Source organism: Streptomyces tyrfis, assembly GCF_037034285.1.
In the GTDB taxonomy this organism is placed as follows: domain Bacteria; phylum Actinomycetota; class Actinomycetes; order Streptomycetales; family Streptomycetaceae; genus Streptomyces.
In genome coordinates this window covers 33781-53360 of record NZ_JBAGJZ010000008.1, presented here as the reverse complement: position 1 = coordinate 53360, position 19580 = coordinate 33781, and the positions used below count along the sequence as shown (strand labels likewise).

At 73.0% G+C, this 19580-nt stretch carries 20 protein-coding genes and 1 pseudogene; 17 read left to right on the top strand and 4 right to left on the bottom strand.

Annotated features, from left to right (window positions below):
- The first annotated feature begins 4 nt into the window (after positions 1-4).
- On the top strand, positions 5-235 hold the full coding sequence (locus WA762_RS08370; protein WP_335934349.1) for a hypothetical protein: 231 nt from the start codon (positions 5-7) through the stop codon (positions 233-235).
- A 35-nt stretch (positions 236-270) separates the two neighbouring features.
- Positions 271-1608 carry a UDP-glucose dehydrogenase family protein gene (locus WA762_RS08365; RefSeq protein ID WP_335934347.1) on the top strand — a complete coding sequence of 446 codons (1338 nt, stop codon included), beginning with the start codon at positions 271-273 and terminating at the stop codon, positions 1606-1608.
- Between the two features lie 205 nt (positions 1609-1813).
- Here WA762_RS08365 and WA762_RS08360 read toward each other — a convergent pair whose 3' ends face one another.
- The gene (locus WA762_RS08360) at positions 1814-2947 is read right to left on the bottom strand and encodes an IS630 family transposase (RefSeq protein WP_335934346.1); all 1134 of its coding nucleotides are present in this window, start codon (positions 2945-2947) and stop codon (positions 1814-1816) included.
- Between the two features lie 156 nt (positions 2948-3103).
- Positions 3104-3718 carry a hypothetical protein gene (locus WA762_RS08355; RefSeq protein ID WP_335934345.1) on the bottom strand — a complete coding sequence of 205 codons (615 nt, stop codon included), beginning with the start codon at positions 3716-3718 and terminating at the stop codon, positions 3104-3106.
- Positions 3719-4013: 295 nt separating this feature from the next.
- Between WA762_RS08355 and WA762_RS08350 the strand changes: the two genes are divergently transcribed.
- Together WA762_RS08350 and hemC are read left to right on the top strand one after the other, a co-directional pair.
- A complete protein-coding gene (locus WA762_RS08350) occupies positions 4014-4151 on the top strand; it encodes a hypothetical protein (protein ID WP_335934343.1) in 138 nt (45 codons plus the stop codon).
- A gap of 17 nt (positions 4152-4168) precedes the next feature.
- A pseudogene (gene hemC / locus WA762_RS08345) lies at positions 4169-4898 on the top strand (hydroxymethylbilane synthase).
- Here hemC and WA762_RS08340 read toward each other — a convergent pair.
- On the bottom strand, positions 4895-5323 hold the full coding sequence (locus WA762_RS08340; RefSeq protein WP_335934341.1) for an ATP-binding protein: 429 nt from the start codon (positions 5321-5323) through the stop codon (positions 4895-4897). The pseudogene hemC and the gene WA762_RS08340 sit on opposite strands and share 4 nt — an antisense overlap.
- A gap of 147 nt (positions 5324-5470) precedes the next feature.
- Here WA762_RS08340 and WA762_RS08335 point away from each other — a divergent pair, with 147 nt between their 5' ends.
- From WA762_RS08335 to WA762_RS08280, 12 genes are all read left to right on the top strand, one after another.
- The gene (locus WA762_RS08335; protein WP_335934339.1) at positions 5471-6376 is read left to right on the top strand and encodes a helix-turn-helix domain-containing protein; all 906 of its coding nucleotides are present in this window, start codon (positions 5471-5473) and stop codon (positions 6374-6376) included.
- On the top strand, positions 6373-6579 hold the full coding sequence (locus tag WA762_RS08330; protein ID WP_335934337.1) for a DUF397 domain-containing protein: 207 nt from the start codon (positions 6373-6375) through the stop codon (positions 6577-6579). The genes WA762_RS08335 and WA762_RS08330 overlap by 4 nt, the downstream gene beginning before the upstream one ends.
- 151 nt (positions 6580-6730) lie before the next feature.
- Positions 6731-7981 carry a GDSL-type esterase/lipase family protein gene (locus WA762_RS08325; protein ID WP_335934335.1) on the top strand — a complete coding sequence of 417 codons (1251 nt, stop codon included), beginning with the start codon at positions 6731-6733 and terminating at the stop codon, positions 7979-7981.
- A gap of 317 nt (positions 7982-8298) precedes the next feature.
- The gene (locus tag WA762_RS08320) at positions 8299-9126 is read left to right on the top strand and encodes an alpha/beta fold hydrolase (RefSeq protein WP_335934334.1); all 828 of its coding nucleotides are present in this window, start codon (positions 8299-8301) and stop codon (positions 9124-9126) included.
- Positions 9127-9507: 381 nt separating this feature from the next.
- Positions 9508-11355: a glutamine--fructose-6-phosphate transaminase (isomerizing) gene (gene glmS, locus WA762_RS08315; RefSeq protein WP_335934333.1), complete on the top strand. Its 1848-nt coding sequence runs from the start codon at positions 9508-9510 to the stop codon at positions 11353-11355.
- Positions 11356-11414: 59 nt separating this feature from the next.
- A complete protein-coding gene (locus WA762_RS08310; protein WP_335934332.1) occupies positions 11415-11783 on the top strand; it encodes a holo-ACP synthase in 369 nt (122 codons plus the stop codon).
- A 3-nt stretch (positions 11784-11786) separates the two neighbouring features.
- Entirely contained in the window at positions 11787-13343 is a 1557-nt protein-coding gene (locus WA762_RS08305; protein WP_335934331.1) for an NAD(P)H-hydrate dehydratase, read from the top strand.
- A 115-nt stretch (positions 13344-13458) separates the two neighbouring features.
- On the top strand, positions 13459-13866 hold the full coding sequence (locus WA762_RS08300; RefSeq protein ID WP_335934330.1) for a DUF488 domain-containing protein: 408 nt from the start codon (positions 13459-13461) through the stop codon (positions 13864-13866).
- A 456-nt stretch (positions 13867-14322) separates the two neighbouring features.
- Entirely contained in the window at positions 14323-15477 is a 1155-nt protein-coding gene (gene alr, locus WA762_RS08295; RefSeq protein ID WP_335934329.1) for an alanine racemase, read from the top strand.
- A 104-nt stretch (positions 15478-15581) separates the two neighbouring features.
- Positions 15582-16928 carry an alpha/beta fold hydrolase gene (locus tag WA762_RS08290; protein ID WP_335934328.1) on the top strand — a complete coding sequence of 449 codons (1347 nt, stop codon included), beginning with the start codon at positions 15582-15584 and terminating at the stop codon, positions 16926-16928.
- Complete coding sequence (gene tsaE, locus WA762_RS08285; RefSeq protein WP_443080544.1) at positions 16879-17487, top strand: tRNA (adenosine(37)-N6)-threonylcarbamoyltransferase complex ATPase subunit type 1 TsaE; 609 nt, start codon at positions 16879-16881, stop codon at positions 17485-17487. Before WA762_RS08290 ends, tsaE begins: the two co-directional genes overlap by 50 nt.
- A gap of 325 nt (positions 17488-17812) precedes the next feature.
- A complete protein-coding gene (locus WA762_RS08280) occupies positions 17813-18016 on the top strand; it encodes a hypothetical protein (protein WP_335934327.1) in 204 nt (67 codons plus the stop codon).
- A 120-nt stretch (positions 18017-18136) separates the two neighbouring features.
- Here WA762_RS08280 and WA762_RS08275 read toward each other — a convergent pair whose 3' ends face one another.
- Positions 18137-18703, bottom strand: coding sequence for a hypothetical protein (locus tag WA762_RS08275; protein WP_335934326.1), 567 nt, complete (start codon positions 18701-18703; stop codon positions 18137-18139).
- 179 nt (positions 18704-18882) lie between these two features.
- Between WA762_RS08275 and tsaB the strand changes: the two genes are divergently transcribed.
- Entirely contained in the window at positions 18883-19545 is a 663-nt protein-coding gene (gene tsaB / locus WA762_RS08270) for a tRNA (adenosine(37)-N6)-threonylcarbamoyltransferase complex dimerization subunit type 1 TsaB (protein WP_335934325.1), read from the top strand.
- The last annotated feature ends 35 nt before the right edge of the window (positions 19546-19580 follow it).

The window sequence follows — 19580 nt, the reverse complement described above, 5'->3', positions numbered from 1 at the left end:
GCACATGCCCGCACCTTCTGGATTCAGTTACGAGACCCACGCCGACGGCACGGTCGTCATCACCCATCGCGGCCGCAAGGCCACCACTCTGCGCGGCGACCGCGCCGCGCGCTTCCTCGCCGAGGCCGGTTCCGGCGACGAACAGGCCGTCATGGCCCGCTGGACCGGCTCCTACAAGTTCGGCAACGAACGCACCGCCCGTAATCATCCGAGAAACCAAGGGCGCCGCCGCTGACGCGTGCGGCGCCGCCCGAAGGACATCTGCCATCCATGACTGACACCGCACCCCTCCTTCCCGTCCCCCGCCGGATCGCCGTGTTCGGCGCGGGCTACATCGGCCTGGTGACCGGGGCCTGCTTCGCCGACCTCGGTCACCGGGTGGTGGTACGCGACATCCAGCCGGAGCGGATCGAGCTGCTGCGCTCCGGCGAGGTCCCGTTCTTCGAACCCGGCCTGGGCGACCTGATCATCCGGAACAAGGAACGGTTGTCGTTCACCCTGGACGCGCGGGAGGCGGTGCGCGACGCCGAGGCGGTGTACGTCTGCGTCGACACCCCGCCCACCGCGTCCGGCGACGCCGACCTCTCCCGCGTCTGGGCCGTCGTCGAGGCGCTGAAGGACACCGCGTCCCACCTGGTCGCGGTGGTGGTGAAGAGCACGGTCCCGGTCGGCACCGGGAGCCGGGTGCGGGCCGCCCTAGACGAGGCCGGGCTGAGCCGCGTCGGCTACGCCTCGAACCCCGAGTTCACCGCCGAGGGAAGCGCGGTGGACGACTTCCTGCATCCGGACCGGGTGGTGATCGGCGCCTTCGACGAGGCCACCGCCCGCTGGGTGGAGGGGCTGTACGCCGGCGTGGACGGGCCGGTCGAGACCATGGACGTGGCCTCCGCCGAGATGGTGAAACTGGCCTCCAACGCCCTGCTCGCCACCAAGATCACCTTCATCAACGAGATCGCGACCGTGTGCGAGGCGACCGGGGCGGACATCGCGCAGGTGGCCCGCGCGGTCGGCCAGGACCGCCGGCTGGGCCCGCACTTCCTCAACGCCGGTCTCGGGTACGGCGGTTCGTGCTTCCCGAAGGACTCCCGGGCGCTGCGGGCGATGGCCAGCAACTCCGGCTACCCCTTCCAGCTCCTCAACGCCGTCATCGAGGTCAACGAACTCCAGCCGAGGCGCGCCATCCAGCGGCTGAAGTCCGAACTCGGCGGCCTGCGGGGCCGCCGCGTCGCCCTCCTCGGCCTGACGTTCAAGCCCGGCACGGACGACATGCGCGAGGCCCCCAGCGCCATCATCGCCTCCCGGCTCCTGGCCGAGGGCGCCGAGGTGACCTGCTGGGACCCGATGGCCCGCCCCGGCGCGGCGGACCCCTGGGCCTCGACGACCCGTCACCAGGAGGTCCTGGACGCCGTGTCGGACGCCGACGCCGCCGTACTCGTCACCGAGTGGCCCGAACTGCGGGACGTCGACTGGCCCGCCGCCGCCCGCCGCATGCGCACCCCGCTGCTCTTCGACGGCCGCAACCTGCTGGACCCGACGACGCTGGTGGAGGCCGGCTTCACATACATGAGCGTGGGCCGGGCGACGCGGTACGGCCCGACCGCGAGGTAGGGACGCGCGACACGGCAAGGAAACACGACACGGTACGACTGGCCGCACCGGGTCGGGGTCTCGGGCGCGTGGTCGGCCCAGACGGTCTCGTGCGGGAAGGCCCCTGGAAATCGTCGCCCACCCGGCGGGCCTTCCACGCGTGCGCGCCGTCTTGAGCCTCCTCACGCCTCTGGATGCCGACAGAGCGTCGGCATCTAATGCCGCATCAGGCAACGTTCGCCCTGTCGACCACGTCGCGCAGGCGTTGGTCGGCGGCGTGCTTGTTCCGCCAGATGATGTAGCGGCGGATCATGCTGCCCTGCTCTTTGTGGCTGGCGTGGTCGGTGCCGTCCAGTGCGAAGTAGCGCAGGGCGGTGAACTGGGCCTCGATGCGGTTCAGCCAGGAGCTGTTGGTCGGCGTGTAGGCGAACTCGACGTTGTTGGCCGCAGCCCAGTCGCCGACCCGGGTGTCCTTCTTCGTGGTCAGATGCGGGGAGAAGTTGTCGAGCACGATCGCAATCCGGATGTCCGGCGGGTAGAGGCTGCGCAGGTAGCGGCAGAACTCCAGGAAACTCATGCGGTTCTTCTTCGGCTTGATGTGGCCGTAGAGCTTGTCCTTGGCCAGGTCCAGGGCGGCGAACAGGTGCCGTACCCCGCCGTAGCGGTTGTAGGTGGCCCGCCGCCTGCGGCGTGGTTCGCGGTCGGGGTCCTTGTGCCTGCCGCCGCGTTCAGCCCACTGCCGGCCCGGGTGAGGCATCAGGTTGAGCGGCCCGAACTCGTCCATGCAGAAGATGACTTCGGGTTCTTCTTCCTCGGGTACGACCTCGCCGTCGGCGATCGCGTAGAGGTGTTCGACGCGGGCTTTCTTGGCCGCGTAGTCGGGGTCGCGGGAGGTCTTCCAGGTCTTCAGGCGTTGAAAGGAGACGCTTTCCTCGCGGAGCAGGATGCGCAGGCCCTCGTGGCTGATGTCGTCGACCACCCCCTCGGCGACCAGGAAGTCCGCCAGCTTGGTCAGACTCCAGGCCGAGAACGGCAGGCCGTGCTCGGCGGGCCGGGATCTGGCGATCTTCTTGATCTCGCGGCGCTCGGGCAGCGTGAAGGTCTTCGGCCGACCGCCCTTGTACTTGAGGGAAAGGGAGTCGAAGCCGTCGGTGTTGAAGTTGTGGATCACGTCCCGGACCCGGTCGTCGCTGGTGAACGTCACTTCGGCGATCTTCGCCACCGGCATGCCCTGCGCGGACAGCAGGATCATCTGCGCCCGCCGCCAGGTCACCACCGAGCCGGTGCCTCTGCGGATGATCCGCAGCAGGCGCTGCCCCTCGGCGTCATCGATCTCACGGACACGTACTCGTTCTGCCACCCGCACAGCCTGGCAACACCGCGCCGTCCGGACCAGCATCCGAGCGGCACGTCACATCACCAAGAACAAACCCCGCTGGACAGGACGCACCTGGTCACAGGACGCGGAATGGTTCGGCTCACCACGGCCGACGGATCTGCCCGCTGTGGGCACCGCTCAGGCCAGCTCCTCCGACACAGCATCGGTGGCCCGGCCCCGCGCGTTCGTGGCGGTTATCGAGACAGCATCAAAGGCGGCGTGCCGAGCGACCTCGAACGGGAGACGACGACCGTCGACGAGCGTGACCAAGTCGGGATCGTCAGCGTCCGCGAAGGACTGCCGCTCATCCTCCCAGTCGATGTTGTAGCCGACCCAGACCACCAGCTCGAAGGTGTCCTCGCCATCAGCATCGACATACACCTGGTCGGCACGGCGAGTACACAGCCTGTCCTCGTCCCAGCTGTCACAGAACATCGCGTCATAGCCATGCACCGCGCCATCGAACAGCAGAATCTGCTGCCCGGACTCGGTGACCGCGTACACCAGCGCGGGCAAGTCGTCACCGACGATCAGCCCTTCGAACAGCTCCCCGTAGTAGCGCAGCTGGAATCGAGTCTGGCCGTCCTTTGACCGCAGCCGTGCCGCCCAGCCGGCCTCCAGCAGCCCTGCCCAGAAGTTCTCGGTCACGTTGCAGGGACGGTCAGCCGGCTCGGTCAGACCGACCAGGTGAGGCGGCCCAGGGCGCGTTGTCATCCCGGACACGGACATGCCATTCGTCATGTGCTCAATCATCCGGTATCCGATCCATGCATGCCGACGGCCACAGGGCGAACGTTGCCTGATGCGGCACTAATCTCCGCATGACCACCCTCACCGAGCGCGAAGCGCCAACCCCTGACGGCATCAACCCCGCGCGCGCACGCCGCGCCGTGCGGGGCCTCTACACCGGCCCGGCCCTCACCGCCGAGAGCAGGAGCCGGGGGAGCGGTTCGATTGCGTCTACGTCGATTGCAGGCCCGGGAAGTACCTGCGCCTGCCCGACCTCCTCGTCCTGCTCAAGCCCGGCGCGCTCTACGTCGTCGACGACATGCTTCCGCAGGCCACATGGCCCGAGGGCCACCAGTCGAGGGTCGACGGCTTCCTCGAACGGCTGCACGACGTCACCAACTGGCGAGCCACGCCGATGAGCTGGGCCTCCGGGTTGGTGGTGGCTGTCCGCATCTGAGGGTCTACCGTGCCCTCATGCCGGTCGATCTGATTCGCATCGTTTCCCGAGACTCTCCGATGGCACTCGCCCAGGTGGAGCGCGTCCGCGCCGAACTGGCCGCGCTCCAGCCCGGCATCGAGACCACTCCGGGACGCGCTCATCCACCCCGGCGGCCTCACGCTCGACGAGCTCCCGGCCGGCGCCCGGATCGGCACCTCCTCGGTGCGTCGGATCGCGCAGCTCTCCGCCTCGCATCCGCACCTCGTGTGCGTTCCGATCCGCGGTAACGCGAACAGCCGCCTCGCCGCTCTGGAGGCAGGCGAGGTGGAAGCGCTCCTGCTGGCCTTCGCCGGGCTCAAGCGGATCGGCCGGACCGACGTCATCACCGAGATCCTCCCGACCGAGACGATGATGCCCCCGATCGGCGCCGGGGTCCTCGCGCTCCAGTGCCGCGAGGGCGACACGGAACTCATCGACGTGATCAGCCCGCTCGGCGACCGCGACGCGTACCGGGAGACACAGGCCGAGCGGATGCTCCTGCACGTCCTCCAAGGCCACTGCAACAGCCCGATCGCCGGATACGCCCGCGCCGAGGGCGGCGGTGAACTCTCCCTGCGAGCCTGCGTGTTCTCCCCGGACGGCAAGACCGTGCTGAACGCCCATGAGTGGGCGGGCCGACTCGACCCGGCCACGCTCGGCACATCCGTCGCCGTCGCCCTGCTCCGACAGGGCGCACGCGACGTGATCGACGGCATCGCGCACTAACCGCGCGCACCACCCGCGAGCGAGAGGTCCGCCCAGACGGTCTTGCGCGGGAACGGGCCCACCTGCACGCCCCACAGGTCGGAGAGCGCGTCGACGATCAACAGCCCTCGGCCCGTGGCGGATTCGTCGTCCGGTCGGGGCAGTCGCGGCAGCGCGTCCCCGCGCGCGTCCGTGACCTCGATACGGAGCGTGTCGCCGTTGACGGTCAGTCCGATCCGGAAGTCCCGGTCCGCCACATGGCCGTGCAGCGCGGCGTTGGAGGCGAGTTCGGCGACGACGTGCCCGGCGTTCTCCGACGGCAGCCCCCAGGAGCGAAGCCATTCGGTCGTGACGAGCCTGGCGAGCCGGGCCCCCTGACGGGTGGCGGAGAAACGGACGGCGAACTTGCCGTCCCGTACACGCGGTTGGGCGATTTCCTGATTCACGTCACTCAGCGTGGCCGATGCTGCTTACGCTGAAAAGTGATGACACGGGTACGGACGGTGACTGTCCAGCGGAGATGCGGAGCTGTCCACCCGGTACGACGCCGGGCGCGGAACCGCGCGGGCACGGGAACGAAGGCGGATGTTCGTATGACGGACGAGGGTGAGGGCGCCGGCGGAATCGAAGGCATCGGGAGCCTCACGGCGGACGGGCTGAACGGCGCGGACGACGGCGACGGGGCGCTCGACCTGGAGGACGACTCGGGCGCGGTGATCGCGGCGGTGGGCCGGCAGATCCGCCTGTGGCGGGAGTCGGCGGGGCTGCGGGCCAAGGACCTGGGCGACGCGATCGGCTACGGGGAGAACCAGGTCTACAAGGTGGAGGGCGGCAAGCGCATCCCGAAGCCGGAGTTCCTGGACAAGGCGGACCAAGTCCTGGGCGCGGGCGGCAAGATCGCCGCGACGAAGCAGGACCTGAAGGAGGCGCGGTACCCGAAGAAGGTTCGAGGTCTGGCGACCCTGGAGCGGGCGGCGGTTGAGTTCGGGGCGTACGACAACCACAATTTGAACGGTCTGTTGCAGACCGAGGAGTATGCGCGGGCGCTCTATGAAATGCGCCGTCCGTCGTATGGCCGGGACGAGGTCGAGCGGCACGTCGCGGGGCGAATGGGGCGGCAGGGCATCTTCGAGCGGAAGCCTCCGGCCATGCTGAGCTTTGTTCAGGAAGAGGTCACGATCAGACGTCCTCTCGGCGGTGGGGCCGTGGCGCGACGCCAGCTCGAACGCTTGCTGGAGATCGGTATGTTGCGGAACGTCGAGATTCAGGTGATGCCGACCGACCGGCACGACCACGCTGGCATGGGGGGCCAGTTCCAGCTGCTGAAGTTCGGGGATGGTACGGCGGTGGCACACTGGGAAGGCCAGTTGTTCAACCGCTTGGTCTCCGACCCGAAGCAGGTCCGGATCATCGAGTTGCGGTACGGAATCATCAGATCGCAAGCCTTGACTCCACAGGAGTCGTTGGCCTTCATCGAGAAAGTACTAGGGGAGACATGACCCGCAACGCGTCAGTTGGCGATGGATTCGAGCCCGAGTGGATCAAGAGCAGCTACAGCAGTAACGACGGACCTGCGTGTGTGGAGGTTGCTGTGGTTCAGGATGCGTTGCACGTGCGTGACTCGAAGGTTGCGTGTGGTCCGCAGCTTGGTTTCGCGCCGGGGGCGTGGGAAGACTTCGTGGCGTACGTTTCTGCGAGTTGAGTACCCGGAGAGACTTATGGACCCCCAACTGGCCTGGCTCAAGAGCAGCTACAGCAGTCCAGGGGGCCCGGGCGGGGTCCCGTCCCCGTCCCCCTCAACCACGGCCGGAAATGCGTACGTGGGGCGGGGGATCGGTTGAAACGCTGAGGCCATGAACGCTCAGCCAGAACCCGAAACCGTCTCCGGCCCCGGCTCCGCCTCTGACGTCGCCCCCGGCCCGGCCCCCTCCTCCGCCGTCCCGGACGCTGGCCTGGTCACCACCCCGCTGACCGCCGACCTCGTGCGCGGCGCGCTCGAACTGGAGCGGACCGAGCGTGGGGTGCTGCCGCACCGGCTGCCCGGGTGGGTCCGGGCGCAGGGGGACGGGGCGTTGGCGATGGTCGAGGCGCAGTCGTCCGGCGTACGGCTGGTGTTCCGTACCCGGGCCGCCGTCGTCGAGCTGGACACCCTGCGTACCAGGACGGTCTACCAGGGCGCCGCGCCCGGCCCGGACGGGGTCTACGACCTGGTCGTCGACGGGCGGCTGGCGGCGCAGGCCAGTACCAGCGGGGGCGACGTCGTGGTGGCGGACCTGGTCGGCGGGCCGGTGGAGACCCGGCCCGGGCCGGTCGGGACCGTGCGCTTCCCGCCGCTGCCCGAGGGGGAGAAGCGGGTCGAGATCTGGCTGCCGCACAACGAGGCCACCGAGCTGGTCGCACTGCGCACCGACGCCCCGGTCGAGCCCGTGCCGGCGGACGGCCGCCGGGTGTGGCTGCACCACGGGAGCTCGATCAGCCACGGTGTCGACGCCGCGAGCCCGACCACGACCTGGCCGGCGGTGGCCGCGTCGCTCGGCGGGGTGGAACTGGTCAACCTCGGTCTGGGCGGCAACGCGCTGCTCGACGCGTTCACCGCCCGCGCCATGCGGGACACCCCCGCGGACCTGATCAGCGTCAAGATCGGCATCAACCTGGTGAACCTCGACCTGATGCGGCTGCGCGCCTTCACTCCGGCGGTGCACGGCTTCCTCGACACCATCCGCGAGGGACACCCCGCCACCCCGCTGCTGGTCGTCTCGGCCGTTCTCTGCCCCGTCCACGAGGACACCCCCGGCCCCAGCGTCCCGGACTACGACGGGGGACGGCTCAGCGTCCGGGCCGGGGGCGATCCCGCCGAACGGGCGGCGGGGAAGCTGACGCTCAACGTGATCCGCGACGAACTGGCCCGCGTCGTGGCGCAGCGCGCGGCCGACGACCCGCACCTGCACTACCTCGACGGGCGCGAGCTGTACGGCGAGGCGGACTTCGCGGAACTGCCGCTGCCCGACCAGCTCCACCCGGACGCCGCCGCGCACCGCCGCATCGGTGAGCACTTCGCCGCCCGCGCCTTCGGCTCCGGCGGGGCGTTCGCCCCGGGGCCGTAGACCGACGCCGTAGACCGGAGCTGACGGCCGGGGCTGGGGGCCGGGGCTGAGGGGCGGAGCGGACCGGCTGCCCGCCGGTCCGTCGCCCCGCCCCCTGGTTCGCCGTCCCGCCTCTCTGGCCTGCCGGCCCCGCCCCCGTCCCGCCCCGCCTCACCCGTTCGGGTCCACCGGTCCCCGCGGGGAGCGCCGGGGCGGTTCGGATTGCGCGCCCGTCGCCGGGCCGCACGCTGGGCAGGGGAGACGTGGGGCGGGGCGGCCCGTCCGCCCGTGCCCGCTCGTTCCCGCAGGAGAGAGCCGAGAGGACGGAGGAGCGTCGCATGCCCACGGTGACCACGCGCGACGGCGTCGAGATCTTCTACAAGGACTGGGGGCGCGGCCGCCCCGTCGTCTTCTGCCACGGCTGGCCCCTGAACGGGGACGCCTGGCAGGACCAGCTGAAGGCGGTCGCGGACAGCGGGTACCGCGGCATCGCCCACGACCGGCGCGGGCACGGCCGCTCGACCCCGGTCTGGGACGGCTACGACTTCGACACCTTCGCGGACGACCTCGACGACCTGATCACCCGACTGGACCTGCGGGACGTCACGCTGGTCGCGCACTCGATGGGCGGCGGCGAACTCGCCCGCTACATCGGCCGGCACGGCACCGAACGGATCAGGTCCGCGGTGCTGCTCTCCTCGATCACACCGCTGATGCTCCAGGGCACGGACAACCCCGAGGGCGTGCCGCAGTCCGTCTTCGACGACATCAAACAGGGCATCCTCACCGAGCGCTCGCAGTACTGGAAGGACACGGCCGTCGCCTTCTTCGGCGCGAACCGCGCCGGTCACCGCGTCACCCGGGGCAACCAGGACGCGTTCTGGCACATGGCCATGGCCGAGACCATCGAGGGCGGGGTCGCGTGCGTCGACGCCTTCGCGGCGACCGACTTCCACGAGGACCTGAAGAAGTTCGACATCCCGGTGCTCGTCGTGCACGGCGACGACGACCAGATCGTTCCCATCGACGCCACGGGCCGCAAGACCGCCGCGCTCGTCCCCGGAGCCACCCTCAAGGTCTACGAGGGCGGCTCCCACGGCATCGCGCTCGTCCCCGGCGACAAGGAGAGGTTCGACCGGGACCTGCTGGAGTTCCTCAGGCGCTGAGGTTCAGAGGTTCTGGAGTTCCTCAGGCGCTGAGGTTTCGGAGCGCCGGCCTTCTCGGGGCGTGGGCCGGGCCCGTAGCCCGGGTACCGCCGCCCGGCGTCGGCGCCCGCGTCCGGGTACCGGCCGGCGTCGGCGGCCACGCCCGGATACCGGCCGCGCCGCGCCCACGCCCGGGAGGCGCCTGCGGGGCGCCTGCGGCGCGGGCTCCGGTCCGGCTGCATGCGGGCCCCGCCCGGTGTCCACGGCGTTCCCCGCCGCCCCGTCCGGCGTCTGCGACGATGCGGTGAGGTTGCGATGAAAAGGGGCGAATGCCGTAAAAGTTTCAGTGGTTCGAGAGAGCCCGGGGGCTCGGCGGCAGCGACGCGCAGGGAAGGGAATGGTATGTGCGGGATCATCGGATACGTCGGGGGGCAGTCGGCGCAGGACATCGTCGTCGCGGGGCTGAAGCGCCTCGAATACCGGGGCTACGACTCGGCGGGCATCGCCCTTCTCGCGGACGGCGGGCTGGCCGCGGCGAAGCGGGCCGGGAAGCTGGTCAACCTGGAGAAGGCGCTGGCCGAGGCGCCGCTCCCGGCCGGGACCGCCGGGATCGGGCACACCCGCTGGGCCACCCACGGCGCGCCCAACGACGCCAACGCGCACCCGCACCTGGACAACTCGGGCCGCGTCGCGGTCGTGCACAACGGGATCATCGAGAACTTCGCCGCGCTCCGCGCCGAACTCGCCGGGCGGGGCCACGTGCTGGCCTCCGAGACCGACACCGAGGTCGTCGCCCACCTGCTGGCCGAGGCGTTCTCGTCCTGCGCCGACCTGGCGGAGGCGATGCGGCAGGTGTGCCGGCGGCTGGAGGGGGCCTTCACGCTCGTCGCCGTGCACGCGGACGCGCCCGACACGGTGGTCGGCGCCCGGCGCAACTCGCCGCTGGTGGTGGGGGTGGGGCAGGACGAGGCGTTCCTGGCCTCCGACGTGGCCGCGTTCATCGCGCACACCCGTTCCGCGATCGAGCTGGGCCAGGACCAGGTGGTGGAGCTGCGCCGGGAGGGCGTCACCGTCACCGACCTCGACGGCGCGCCCGCGGCCGTCCGCGCGTACCACGTGGACTGGGACGTCTCCGCCGCCGAGAAGGGCGGCCACGCCTCGTTCATGCTCAAGGAGATCGCCGAACAGCCCCGGGCCGTCGCGGACACGCTCCTGGGCCGGATCGACGGCGCGGGCGCCCTCCGCCTCGACGAGGTGCGCATCGCCCCGCACGAGCTGCGGGAGGTCGACAAGGTCGTCGTCGTCGCCTGCGGCACCGCGTTCCACGCCGGGATGATCGCCAAGTACGCCATCGAGCACTGGACCCGGATCCCCTGCGAGACCGAGCTGGCCAGCGAGTTCCGCTACCGCGACCCGATCCTCGACCACCGCACCCTGGTCGTCGCGATCTCCCAGTCCGGCGAGACCATGGACACCCTGATGGCCGTACGGCACGCCCGCGAACAGGGCGCCAAGGTCCTGGCCGTCTGCAACACCAACGGCTCCACCATCCCGCGCGAGTCCGACGCCGTGCTCTACACCCACGCCGGACCCGAGGTCGCCGTCGCCTCCACCAAGGCGTTCCTCACCCAGCTCGTCGCCTGCTACCTCGTCGCCCTCTACCTCGGCCAGAACTGCGGCACCAAGTGGGGCGACGAGATCCGCACCGTCGTCCGCCAGCTCGCCGAGATCTCCGGGGCGGTCGCCCGCGTGCTCGGCACGATGGAACCCGTCCGGGCGCTCGCCCGGTCCCTCGCCGGCCACGACACGGTGCTCTTCCTCGGCCGCCACGTCGGCTACCCGGTCGCCCTGGAGGGCGCGCTCAAGCTCAAGGAACTCGCGTACATGCACGCCGAGGGCTTCGCCGCGGGCGAGCTCAAGCACGGGCCGATCGCGCTGATCGAGGACGGCCTGCCGGTCGTCGTGATCGTGCCCTCGCCCCGCGGCCGCTCGGTGCTGCACGACAAGATCGTCTCGAACATCCAGGAGATCCGGGCCCGCGGCGCCCGCACCGTCGTCATCGCCGAGGAGGGCGACGAGACGGTCGTCCCCTACGCCGACCACCTGATCAGGATCCCGGCAACGCCTACGCTGCTTCAGCCGCTGGTCTCGACCGTGCCCTTGCAGGTCTTCGCCTGCGAACTCGCGACGGCCCGCGGCAACGACGTGGACCAGCCGCGCAATCTGGCGAAGTCCGTGACCGTGGAGTAGCCCGCCGGCCGCCCGGCCGACGGGCCGGCAGCGAACGAGCGAGTGATGAGGGAACGCCTGTGATCATCGGGGTGGGGATCGATGTGGCCGAGATCGAGCGGTTCGACGCCGCGCTGAAGCGCACGCCGCACCTGGCCGACCGGCTCTTCCTGGAACGGGAGCGGTTGCTGCCCGGCGGCGAGCGGCGCGGCGTCGCCTCGCTCGCCGCGCGGTTCGCCGCGAAGGAGGCCGTCGCCAAGGCGCTCGGCGCGCCGGCCGGACTGCTGTGGACGGACGCCGAGGTGTACGTCGAGGACAGCGGGCAGCCCCGCCTCCGGGTCCGCGGCACGGTCGCCGCGCGCGCGGCCGAACTGGGGGTGCGGCACTGGCACATCTCGCTCAGCCATGACGCGGGAGTGGCGTCGGCTGTGGTGATCGCGGAGGGTTGAACCATGCGTACCGCGTACAGCGTTCAGACCGTGCGGGCCGCCGAGCGCGCCCTGATGGACCGGCTGCCCGAGGGCGCCCTGATGCAGCGCGCCGCCGCGGGGCTCGCGGTGGCGTGCGCCGACGTGCTGCGGCGGCGCGGCCGGGTGTACGGGGCGCGCGTCGTCCTGCTCGTCGGCAGCGGCGACAACGGGGGCGACGCCCTGTACGCGGGCGCGCGGCTGGCCCGCCGGGGAGCCGGGGTGTGCGCCGTGCTCACCTCCCCGGGCCGCGCCCACGCGGGCGGACTCGCGGCGCTGCGCGCGGCGGGCGGACACGTGGCCGAGGCGGAGACCGACCCGGCCGACGCGGGCGGGACGGACCCGGCCGGCCCCGGCGCGGGCGGTCCGGGCGGGGGCCCCGGCCCCGGTCATCCGTTCTCGGGCGGCCCGGTGGCGGCCGCCTGGGGCGGGCACGTCGACCTCGTGGTGGACGGGATCACCGGCATCGGCGGGCGCGGCGGGCTGCGCCCGGAGGCCGCCGCACTGGTGCGGGTCTTCACGGCGACCGGCGCGGCCGTCGTCTCCGTCGACCTGCCCAGCGGGGTCGAGGCCGACACCGGGGAGGTGCGGGGCGAGGCGGTGCGCGCCGACGCGACCGTCACCTTCGGCACGTACAAGCCGGGCCTGCTCGTCGACCCCGCCGCCGAACACGCGGGCGCGCTGCGCCTGGTCGACATCGGCCTCGGGGCCGAACTGCCGGACGTGCCCGACCTGGAGGCGTTGCAGTACGCGGACCTCGACGCGCTGCTGCCGGAGCCCGCGAACGAGAGCGACAAGTACCGCCGGGGCGTCGTCGGGATCGTCGCCGGCTCGGCCCGCTACCCGGGAGCGGCGGTGCTGGCCGTCTCCGGGGCGCTGCGCGGCGGCGCGGGGGCGGTGCGGTACGTCGGTCCGGGCGGCGACGCGGTCATCGCCCGCCACCCGGAGACCCTGGTCCACGCGGGCCCGCCGTCGAAGGCGGGGCAGGTGCAGGCGTGGGTGGTCGGGCCCGGCCTGGGCGACGGGACGGAGGCCGCCGAGGCGGTCCGCGACGTGCTGGCCGCCGACGTGCCGGTGCTGGTCGACGCGGACGGGCTGCGGCTGCTCGACCCCGCCGCCGTACGCGCGCGCACCGCGCCGACCGTCCTCACCCCGCACGCCGGCGAGGCCGCCGCGCTGCTCGGCGTGCCCCGCGAGGAGGTCGAGGCCGGGCGGCTCGCCGCCGTACGCGAACTCGCCGAGCGCCACCGCGCCACCGTCCTGCTGAAGGGGTCGACGACCCTGGTCGCCACCGACGACCGGCAGGTTCCCGTACGGGTCAATCCGACCGGCACGTCCTGGCTGGCCACGGCGGGCAGCGGCGACGTCCTGTCCGGCCTGACCGGCTCCCTGCTGGCGGCGGGCCTCGCCCCGCGCGACGCGGCCTCCGCCGGGGCGTACCTGCACGGGCTGGCCGCCCGGCACGCCGCCGACGGCGCGCCCGTGGCCGCCCTGGACGTCGCGGACGCGATCCCGGCGGCGTGGCGGGACGTACGGGCCTGAGCGATCCTGGCCGCGAGGCCGCGAGGACGGGAGCCGGCAGGGGAGAAGGGCGGCGGCAGGGCGGCAGGGTCGATGGTCGGAGGGACGGCGGGACGGCGGGGCAGGAGGACCGGACATGGGAAGCAGGAGCAGCGGCACGAGCGGCGGCGGCGAGGTGCGTGTGCGCCGGGTGTACGACCCGCCGGAGGACGGCGACGGCACCCGGGTGCTCATCGACCGGCTCTGGCCGCGCGGTGTGGCCAAGGACCGGGCCGGGATCGACAAGTGGCTCAAGGACGTCACCCCGTCCAAGGAGCTCCGCTCCTGGTACCACGAGGACCGCACCGGCGCCCGCTACGACGACTTCGCAGCCCGCTACCGGGACGAGCTGGACGACCCCGTCCACGCGGCGGCGATGGGCGAACTGGTGGACCTGGTCCGGGAGGGCGGCCCGGTGACGCTGCTCACGGCGGTCAAGGACATGCCGCACAGTCATGTCCCGGTCCTCGTCGACCGCCTGCGGCACGACCTGCGCCGCCACTGAGCCGCGCCGCCGGGCCGCGCCCTTCCGCGCCGCCGGGCCGCGTCACTGAGCCGCGCCCGGCCGTGCCCGCGGGTACCCGCGCGCGTCTGGCCGCGGTCCGGCCGCCCATGAGGCAGTGTCAGGCGATCGTCTGCCGCCGCTGGCCGCCGGCCGCTGGCCGCCGGCCGCCGTCCCGGCCTCCCGGCCGTCCCGGCCTCCCGGCCGTCCCGAACGGACCCGCGACCGTGCCGCCGCGCCGCCGTCCGTGCCGCCTTCCGTACCTTCCGTGCCGCCCGCGCCGCCTTCCCTCCCGCCCGCGCCGCCTTCCGTACGGCCCGTACCGCCCGTGCCGCCCCGGACGGTCCTTCGAGGGTCCCTCACCCCGGGGCCGGGCGGCCCCGCGGCGGCCCGTCCCCGGCCGCTCCCGGCCCGTGTGCCGAAAGGGCACGTCGGGCGGCTCTGAGAGACTGGGGCACGATGAACGAGACAGCGTCCTTGAGAGCCCGTGCCGAAATCGACCTCGCCGCTCTGCGCGCGAACGTGCGCGAACTGCGCTCCCGGACGCCCGGCGCGCAGCTCATGGCCGTCGTCAAGTCCGACGCGTACGGGCACGGGGCGGTGCCCTGCGCACGGGCCGCGCTGGCGGCCGGGGCGACCTGGCTGGGCACCGCCACCCCGCAGGAGGCGCTGGCCCTGAGGGCCGCCGGGCTCGGCGGCCGGGTGATGTGCTGGCTGTGGACGCCGGGCGGGCCCTGGCGCGAGGCGATCGAGGCCGGCATCGACGTGTCCGTGAGCGGGATGTGGGCGCTGCGCGAGGTCGTCGCCGCGGCCGCCGAGGCCGGCCTTCCGGCCCGGGTCCAGCTCAAGGCCGACACCGGGCTCGGGCGCAACGGCTGCCAGCCCGCCGACTGGCCGGAGCTGGTCTCCGCCGCCCTCGCCGCCGAGGCGGCGGGCGCCCTCCGGGTCACCGGCCTGTGGTCCCACTTCGCCTGCGCCGACGAACCGGGCCATCCCTCCATCGCCCGGCAGCTGAACGCCTTCCGGGACATGACCGGGTACGCGGAGAAGGAGGGCATCGACCCCGAGGTCCGGCACATCGCCAACTCCCCGGCGACGCTGACCCTCCCCGAGGCCCACTTCGACCTCGTGCGGACCGGGATCGCGATGTACGGCCTCTCGCCCAGTCCCGAACTGGGCGCCCCGGCCGACTTCGGGCTGCGCCCCGTCATGACGCTCGCCGCGTCGGTCGCCCTGGTCAAGCAGGCCCCGGCCGGTCACGGGATCAGCTACGGGCACCTCTACACGACCGGGCGGGAGACCACCCTGGGCCTGGTGCCGGTCGGCTACGCGGACGGCATCCCGCGCCACGCCTCCGGCCGCGGGCCCGTCCTGGTCGGCGGCAAGCGGCGGCGGGTCGCCGGCCGGGTCGCCATGGACCAGTTCGTCGTCGATCTCGACGGGGACGAGGTCGCGGTGGGCGACGAGGCCGTGCTCTTCGGCCCGGGGGACCGCGGTGAGCCGACCGCCGAGGACTGGGCGCAGGCCGCCGACACGATCGCGTACGAGATCGTCACCCGGATCGGGGCCCGGGTGCCCCGCGTCCACCTGCACGCCGCTCCGGCCGAGTCCTGACCGTTCGTTCCTCCTGACCAGGCACGATCTGATCACGACCGGGTAGGACCGGACGGCGATGGGGCACGATCGATCACGACCGACGAGGCGAGGAGCGCGGCACGGTGAGCGAGATCAGCGCGGCGACGGACGCCGTGACGGCGGGCGCCACGACGGCCGGCTGGCGCCGCGCCGGGATCGCCGGGGCCGCCATAGGCGTGCTCGCGGCGGGCGCGGCGGCGGGAGTCGCGGTCGAGCGGCTGACCGTGGGGCGCGGCATGCGCAAACGGGCCAGGCTGGCGCTGGACGCCTCGGGCCCGTACGGCTCGCTGCGCGGGCTGCCGGGCCGGGCCGCCGCCGACGACGGCACCGAGCTCTACTACGAGGTCGACGAGGTCGAGCCGGACGGCGAGCGCGTCGAGGAGAGCGACGGGACGCCCCCCGGGGAGGGCGACGGGACGGGCGGCGTCCGGCCCGCCGACGCCGGGGCCGCGTCCGCCGACGCCGGGGCCGCCACGGGCAACGGGTCCCGCCGCCGCAGGCTCTTCGGCCGCAAGGCGCCCGTGCCCGTCACCATCGTCTTCAGCCACGGCTACTGCCTCAACCAGGACTCCTGGCACTTCCAGCGGGCGGCGCTGCGCGGCCTGGTCCGGACCGTCCACTGGGACCAGCGCAGCCACGGCCGCTCGGAGCGGGGCCGGGCCCAGGCGGACGGGGTGCCGGTCGGCATCGACCAGCTCGGCCGGGACCTCAAGGCGGTCATCGACGCGGCCGCCCCGGAGGGCAGGCTGGTGCTGGTCGGGCACTCGATGGGCGGCATGACGATCATGGCCCTGGCCGAGCAGTACCCGCAGCTGGTGCGGGACCGGGTGGCCGCCGTCGCGTTCGTCGGCACATCGAGCGGGAAGCTCGGCGAGGTCAGCTTCGGGCTGCCGCTCGCGGGCGTGAACGCGGTGCGGCGGGTGCTGCCGGGGGTGCTGCGGGCGCTCGGCTCCCAGGCCGAACTGGTCGAGCGCGGCCGGCGGGCGACCGCGGACCTGTTCGCCGGGCTGATCAAGAAGTACTCGTTCGGGTCGCGGGACGTCGACCCGGCCGTGGAACGTTTCGCGGAACGGCTCATCGAGTCCACCCCGATCGACGTGGTCGCGGAGTTCTACCCGGCGTTCACCGAACACGACAAGAGCTCCGCGCTGCCCGCCTTCCGCGACCTCCCGGTGCTCATCCTGGCGGGCGACAAGGACCTGGTGACGCCCAGCTCGCACAGCGAGGCCATCGCCGATCAGCTGCCGGAGGCGGAGCTGGTCATCGTCCCGGACGGCGGCCACCTGGTGATGCTGGAGCACCCGGAGACGGTCACGGACCGGCTGGCGGACCTGCTGGTGCGCATCGGCGCGGTGCCCGCAGCGACTAACGTTGGCGGACATGGAAGCACCGCACAACAGCCCGACGGCTCCGGTGACCGGGACCGCTGAGACGGCCGGGGAGAGCGTCGGCGCAGGCGCCGGCGAAGGGGTCGGCGGGAGCGCCGGGGAGGGCGTCGTGGAGGGCGCCGTCACCGTCGGCCTGGCCGTCGAATCCCCCGAACAGATGCAGGCCCTGGGCCGCCGGATCGCCGGAGTGCTGCGCCCCGGCGACCTCGTGATGCTCACCGGGGAGCTGGGCGCGGGGAAGACGACGCTGACCCGGGGCCTGGGCGAGGGGCTCGGGGTGCGCGGCGCCGTGACGTCCCCCACCTTCGTGATCGCCCGCGTCCACCCGTCGCTGACCGGCGGCCCGGCCCTGGTCCACGTCGACGCGTACCGCCTGGGCGGCGGGCTCGACGAGATGGAGGACCTGGACCTCGACGTGTCACTGCCGGACTCGGTGGTGGTCGTGGAGTGGGGCGACGGCAAGGTCGAGGAGCTGTCGGAGAACCGCCTGCGGGTGCTGATCCACCGCGCGGTCGGCGACACGGACGACGAGCGGCGCACGGTGACACTGGTCGGCGTCGGGGAGCGCTGGGCCGGGCTGCGCGAGGCGCTGGCGGGCTGACACGTCCGTACCGCCGTACGCCGTGGCGCCGTACCGGAAGGGACCCGGCCGGGAAGCGCGCGGGGAGGCGTGTGCGGCGGCCCGTGCGCGGAGGCGGGATGGCCGGGGCACGGTCGCGGGGCGGCCGCGCCCCCCGGCAGCGCGCCGGGCATCACGCGGCGTGACCGAATCGCGACAAGGTGCGATGTTCCGCCGGTGGAAACACTTTCCGACAGCGTGTCGGCAAATTGTTGCGCGGGGTGGGGCGGGCGTGTTCCCATGGACGGGTGAGAGCGGGTTAGGTCTGCCTAACCGCGCCTTCCATCGGAGCCCCCGGGAGGCACCCATGACGACGCCCGCCGAACGCGACGTGCCGCCGCCGTCGATGAGCGACCTGCTGGCGTCCTGTGCCGCGGCGTCGGCGGTCTCGACGCCGCCCCCGCCGTCCGAGGAGCGCGCCGCGGACGCCGCCGACGGCGAGAGCGGGAGTGAGCACGAGGGCGAGGACGCCGAGGACGCCGAGCCGGCCCTGCTCCGCCGGGCGGGCTGACGTCGGCCGTCGCGATCCGGTGAGCGGCGCGCGATCCGGTGAGCGGCGCGCGATCCGGTGAGCGGCGCGCGCCGCGAGTCAGGGGCGTCGCCCGGGTTCAGGGGCGTCGCCGGCCGCCGCTCAGGGGACCACGACCACTTCGGTGCGGTTCCACGCGAAGTTCCACAGCGCGTCCCCGTCGGCCCGGGACATCCGCACGCCGCCCGTCTTCAACGACGGGTCCGGGCTCGTCATCGAGCCGTCCACCGCCGCGCTGAAGCCGACGGTCACTCCCTCGACCGTCGCGAACCGCACCACGTGCTCGATCATCACGCCGTCCGAGCCCTTGGTGGGCGCTTCCCCGCGACTGGTCACCCGGTACGACCCGGGCGCGGGGCTCAGCGCGCTCGGCACGACCGCGAAGGTCCTGAGCACCTTCTCGCTCTCGTCGACGAGCCACACCCGCCGGTCGGCCAGCGCGTACACCGTCCGCTTGCCCGTCCCGGATTCGGCGGGGAGCGCGGGCGGGGTCTCCTTCTTCTTCTCCGGCTTCGCCGAAGCGGTGGCGTGCGCGGGCGCGGACGCCTTCGGGTCCGGGGCTGCCACGGACGCCGGCGCGTTCGCGGACGCCTGGTACGCCAGGACGCCGACGACGGCGAGTGCCGCCGCGGTGAGCCCGGCCACGATTCCCGAGCTGCCCTTAGCCACCGTGTGCGCCCCTTTCGCCTTCGTCCACAGCACACGTGTTTGTCGTACAAGCGTTTACGTCGTTAGGTCGTACTCACGTGTGCACGGTGACGGTAGCAGCCGGGGCCGGTCGCGCCGGTCCTGCCGGGACGCCGGGCCGGGGCGCGGTGCCCCGTCCGGCGGAGCCGTAGGCTGTTTGCGTGCTCTTGCTCGCCGTGGATACCGCCACCCCCGCCGTCACCGTCGCCCTGCACGACGGGAAATCCGTCGTCGCCGAGTACGGACAGGTCGACGCCCGAAGGCACGGGGAGCTGCTGCTGCCCGCCGTCGACCGGGTCCTCGCGGAGGCCGGCACGAAGCTCGCCGCAGTGACGGACGTGGTCGTGGGCGTCGGCCCCGGCCCGTACACCGGGCTGCGGGTCGGGCTGGTCACGGCCGCGACCTTCGGTTCCGCGCTCTCCGTGCCCGTGCACGGGCTGTGCACCCTGGACGGCCTCGCGTACGCCGCCGGGCGGGACGGGCTGGAGGGCCCGTTCGCCGTCGCCACGGACGCGCGCCGCAAGGAGGTCTACTGGGCGCGGTACGAGGACTTCCGCACCCGGGTCGCCGGGCCCGCCGTCGACCGCCCCGCCGACATCGCCGAGGCGCTCGCCGGACTCCCCGTCGTCGGGGCGGGCGCGACCCTCTACCCCGAGGCGTTCCCCGACGGCCGGGGCCCGGAGCACGTCGCGGCGGGCGCGCTGGCCGCCCTCGCCGCCGAACGGCTCGCCGCCGGGCAGGAGCTGCTGCCGCCCCAGCCGCTCTACCTGCGCAGGCCCGACGCCCAGGTCCCGAAGAACTACAAGGTGGTCACCCCGAAGTGACGAGCACGAGCACGAACGCGGCCGTCGTGCTGCGC

Bases quoted from the DNA above. Each gene is read 5' to 3' on its own strand.
- WA762_RS08350 (WP_335934343.1), top strand. From the start codon at position 4,014: ATGCTTCCGCAGGCCACATGGCCCGAGGGCCACCAGTCGAGGGTCGAC.
- WA762_RS08365 (WP_335934347.1), top strand. From the start codon at position 271: ATGACTGACACCGCACCCCTCCTTCCCGTCCCCCGCCGGATCGCCGTG.
- WA762_RS08305 (WP_335934331.1), top strand. From the start codon at position 11,787: ATGCGTACCGCGTACAGCGTTCAGACCGTGCGGGCCGCCGAGCGCGCC.
- tsaE (WP_443080544.1), top strand. From the start codon at position 16,879: ATGGAAGCACCGCACAACAGCCCGACGGCTCCGGTGACCGGGACCGCT.
- alr (WP_335934329.1), top strand. From the start codon at position 14,323: ATGAACGAGACAGCGTCCTTGAGAGCCCGTGCCGAAATCGACCTCGCC.
- WA762_RS08300 (WP_335934330.1), top strand. From the start codon at position 13,459: ATGGGAAGCAGGAGCAGCGGCACGAGCGGCGGCGGCGAGGTGCGTGTG.
- WA762_RS08280 (WP_335934327.1), top strand. From the start codon at position 17,813: ATGACGACGCCCGCCGAACGCGACGTGCCGCCGCCGTCGATGAGCGAC.
- WA762_RS08335 (WP_335934339.1), top strand. From the start codon at position 5,471: ATGACGGACGAGGGTGAGGGCGCCGGCGGAATCGAAGGCATCGGGAGC.
- glmS (WP_335934333.1), top strand. From the start codon at position 9,508: ATGTGCGGGATCATCGGATACGTCGGGGGGCAGTCGGCGCAGGACATC.
- WA762_RS08330 (WP_335934337.1), top strand. From the start codon at position 6,373: ATGACCCGCAACGCGTCAGTTGGCGATGGATTCGAGCCCGAGTGGATC.
- WA762_RS08320 (WP_335934334.1), top strand. From the start codon at position 8,299: ATGCCCACGGTGACCACGCGCGACGGCGTCGAGATCTTCTACAAGGAC.
- WA762_RS08370 (WP_335934349.1), top strand. From the start codon at position 5: ATGCCCGCACCTTCTGGATTCAGTTACGAGACCCACGCCGACGGCACG.
- WA762_RS08325 (WP_335934335.1), top strand. From the start codon at position 6,731: ATGAACGCTCAGCCAGAACCCGAAACCGTCTCCGGCCCCGGCTCCGCC.
- WA762_RS08355 (WP_335934345.1), bottom strand. From the start codon at position 3,718: ATGATTGAGCACATGACGAATGGCATGTCCGTGTCCGGGATGACAACG.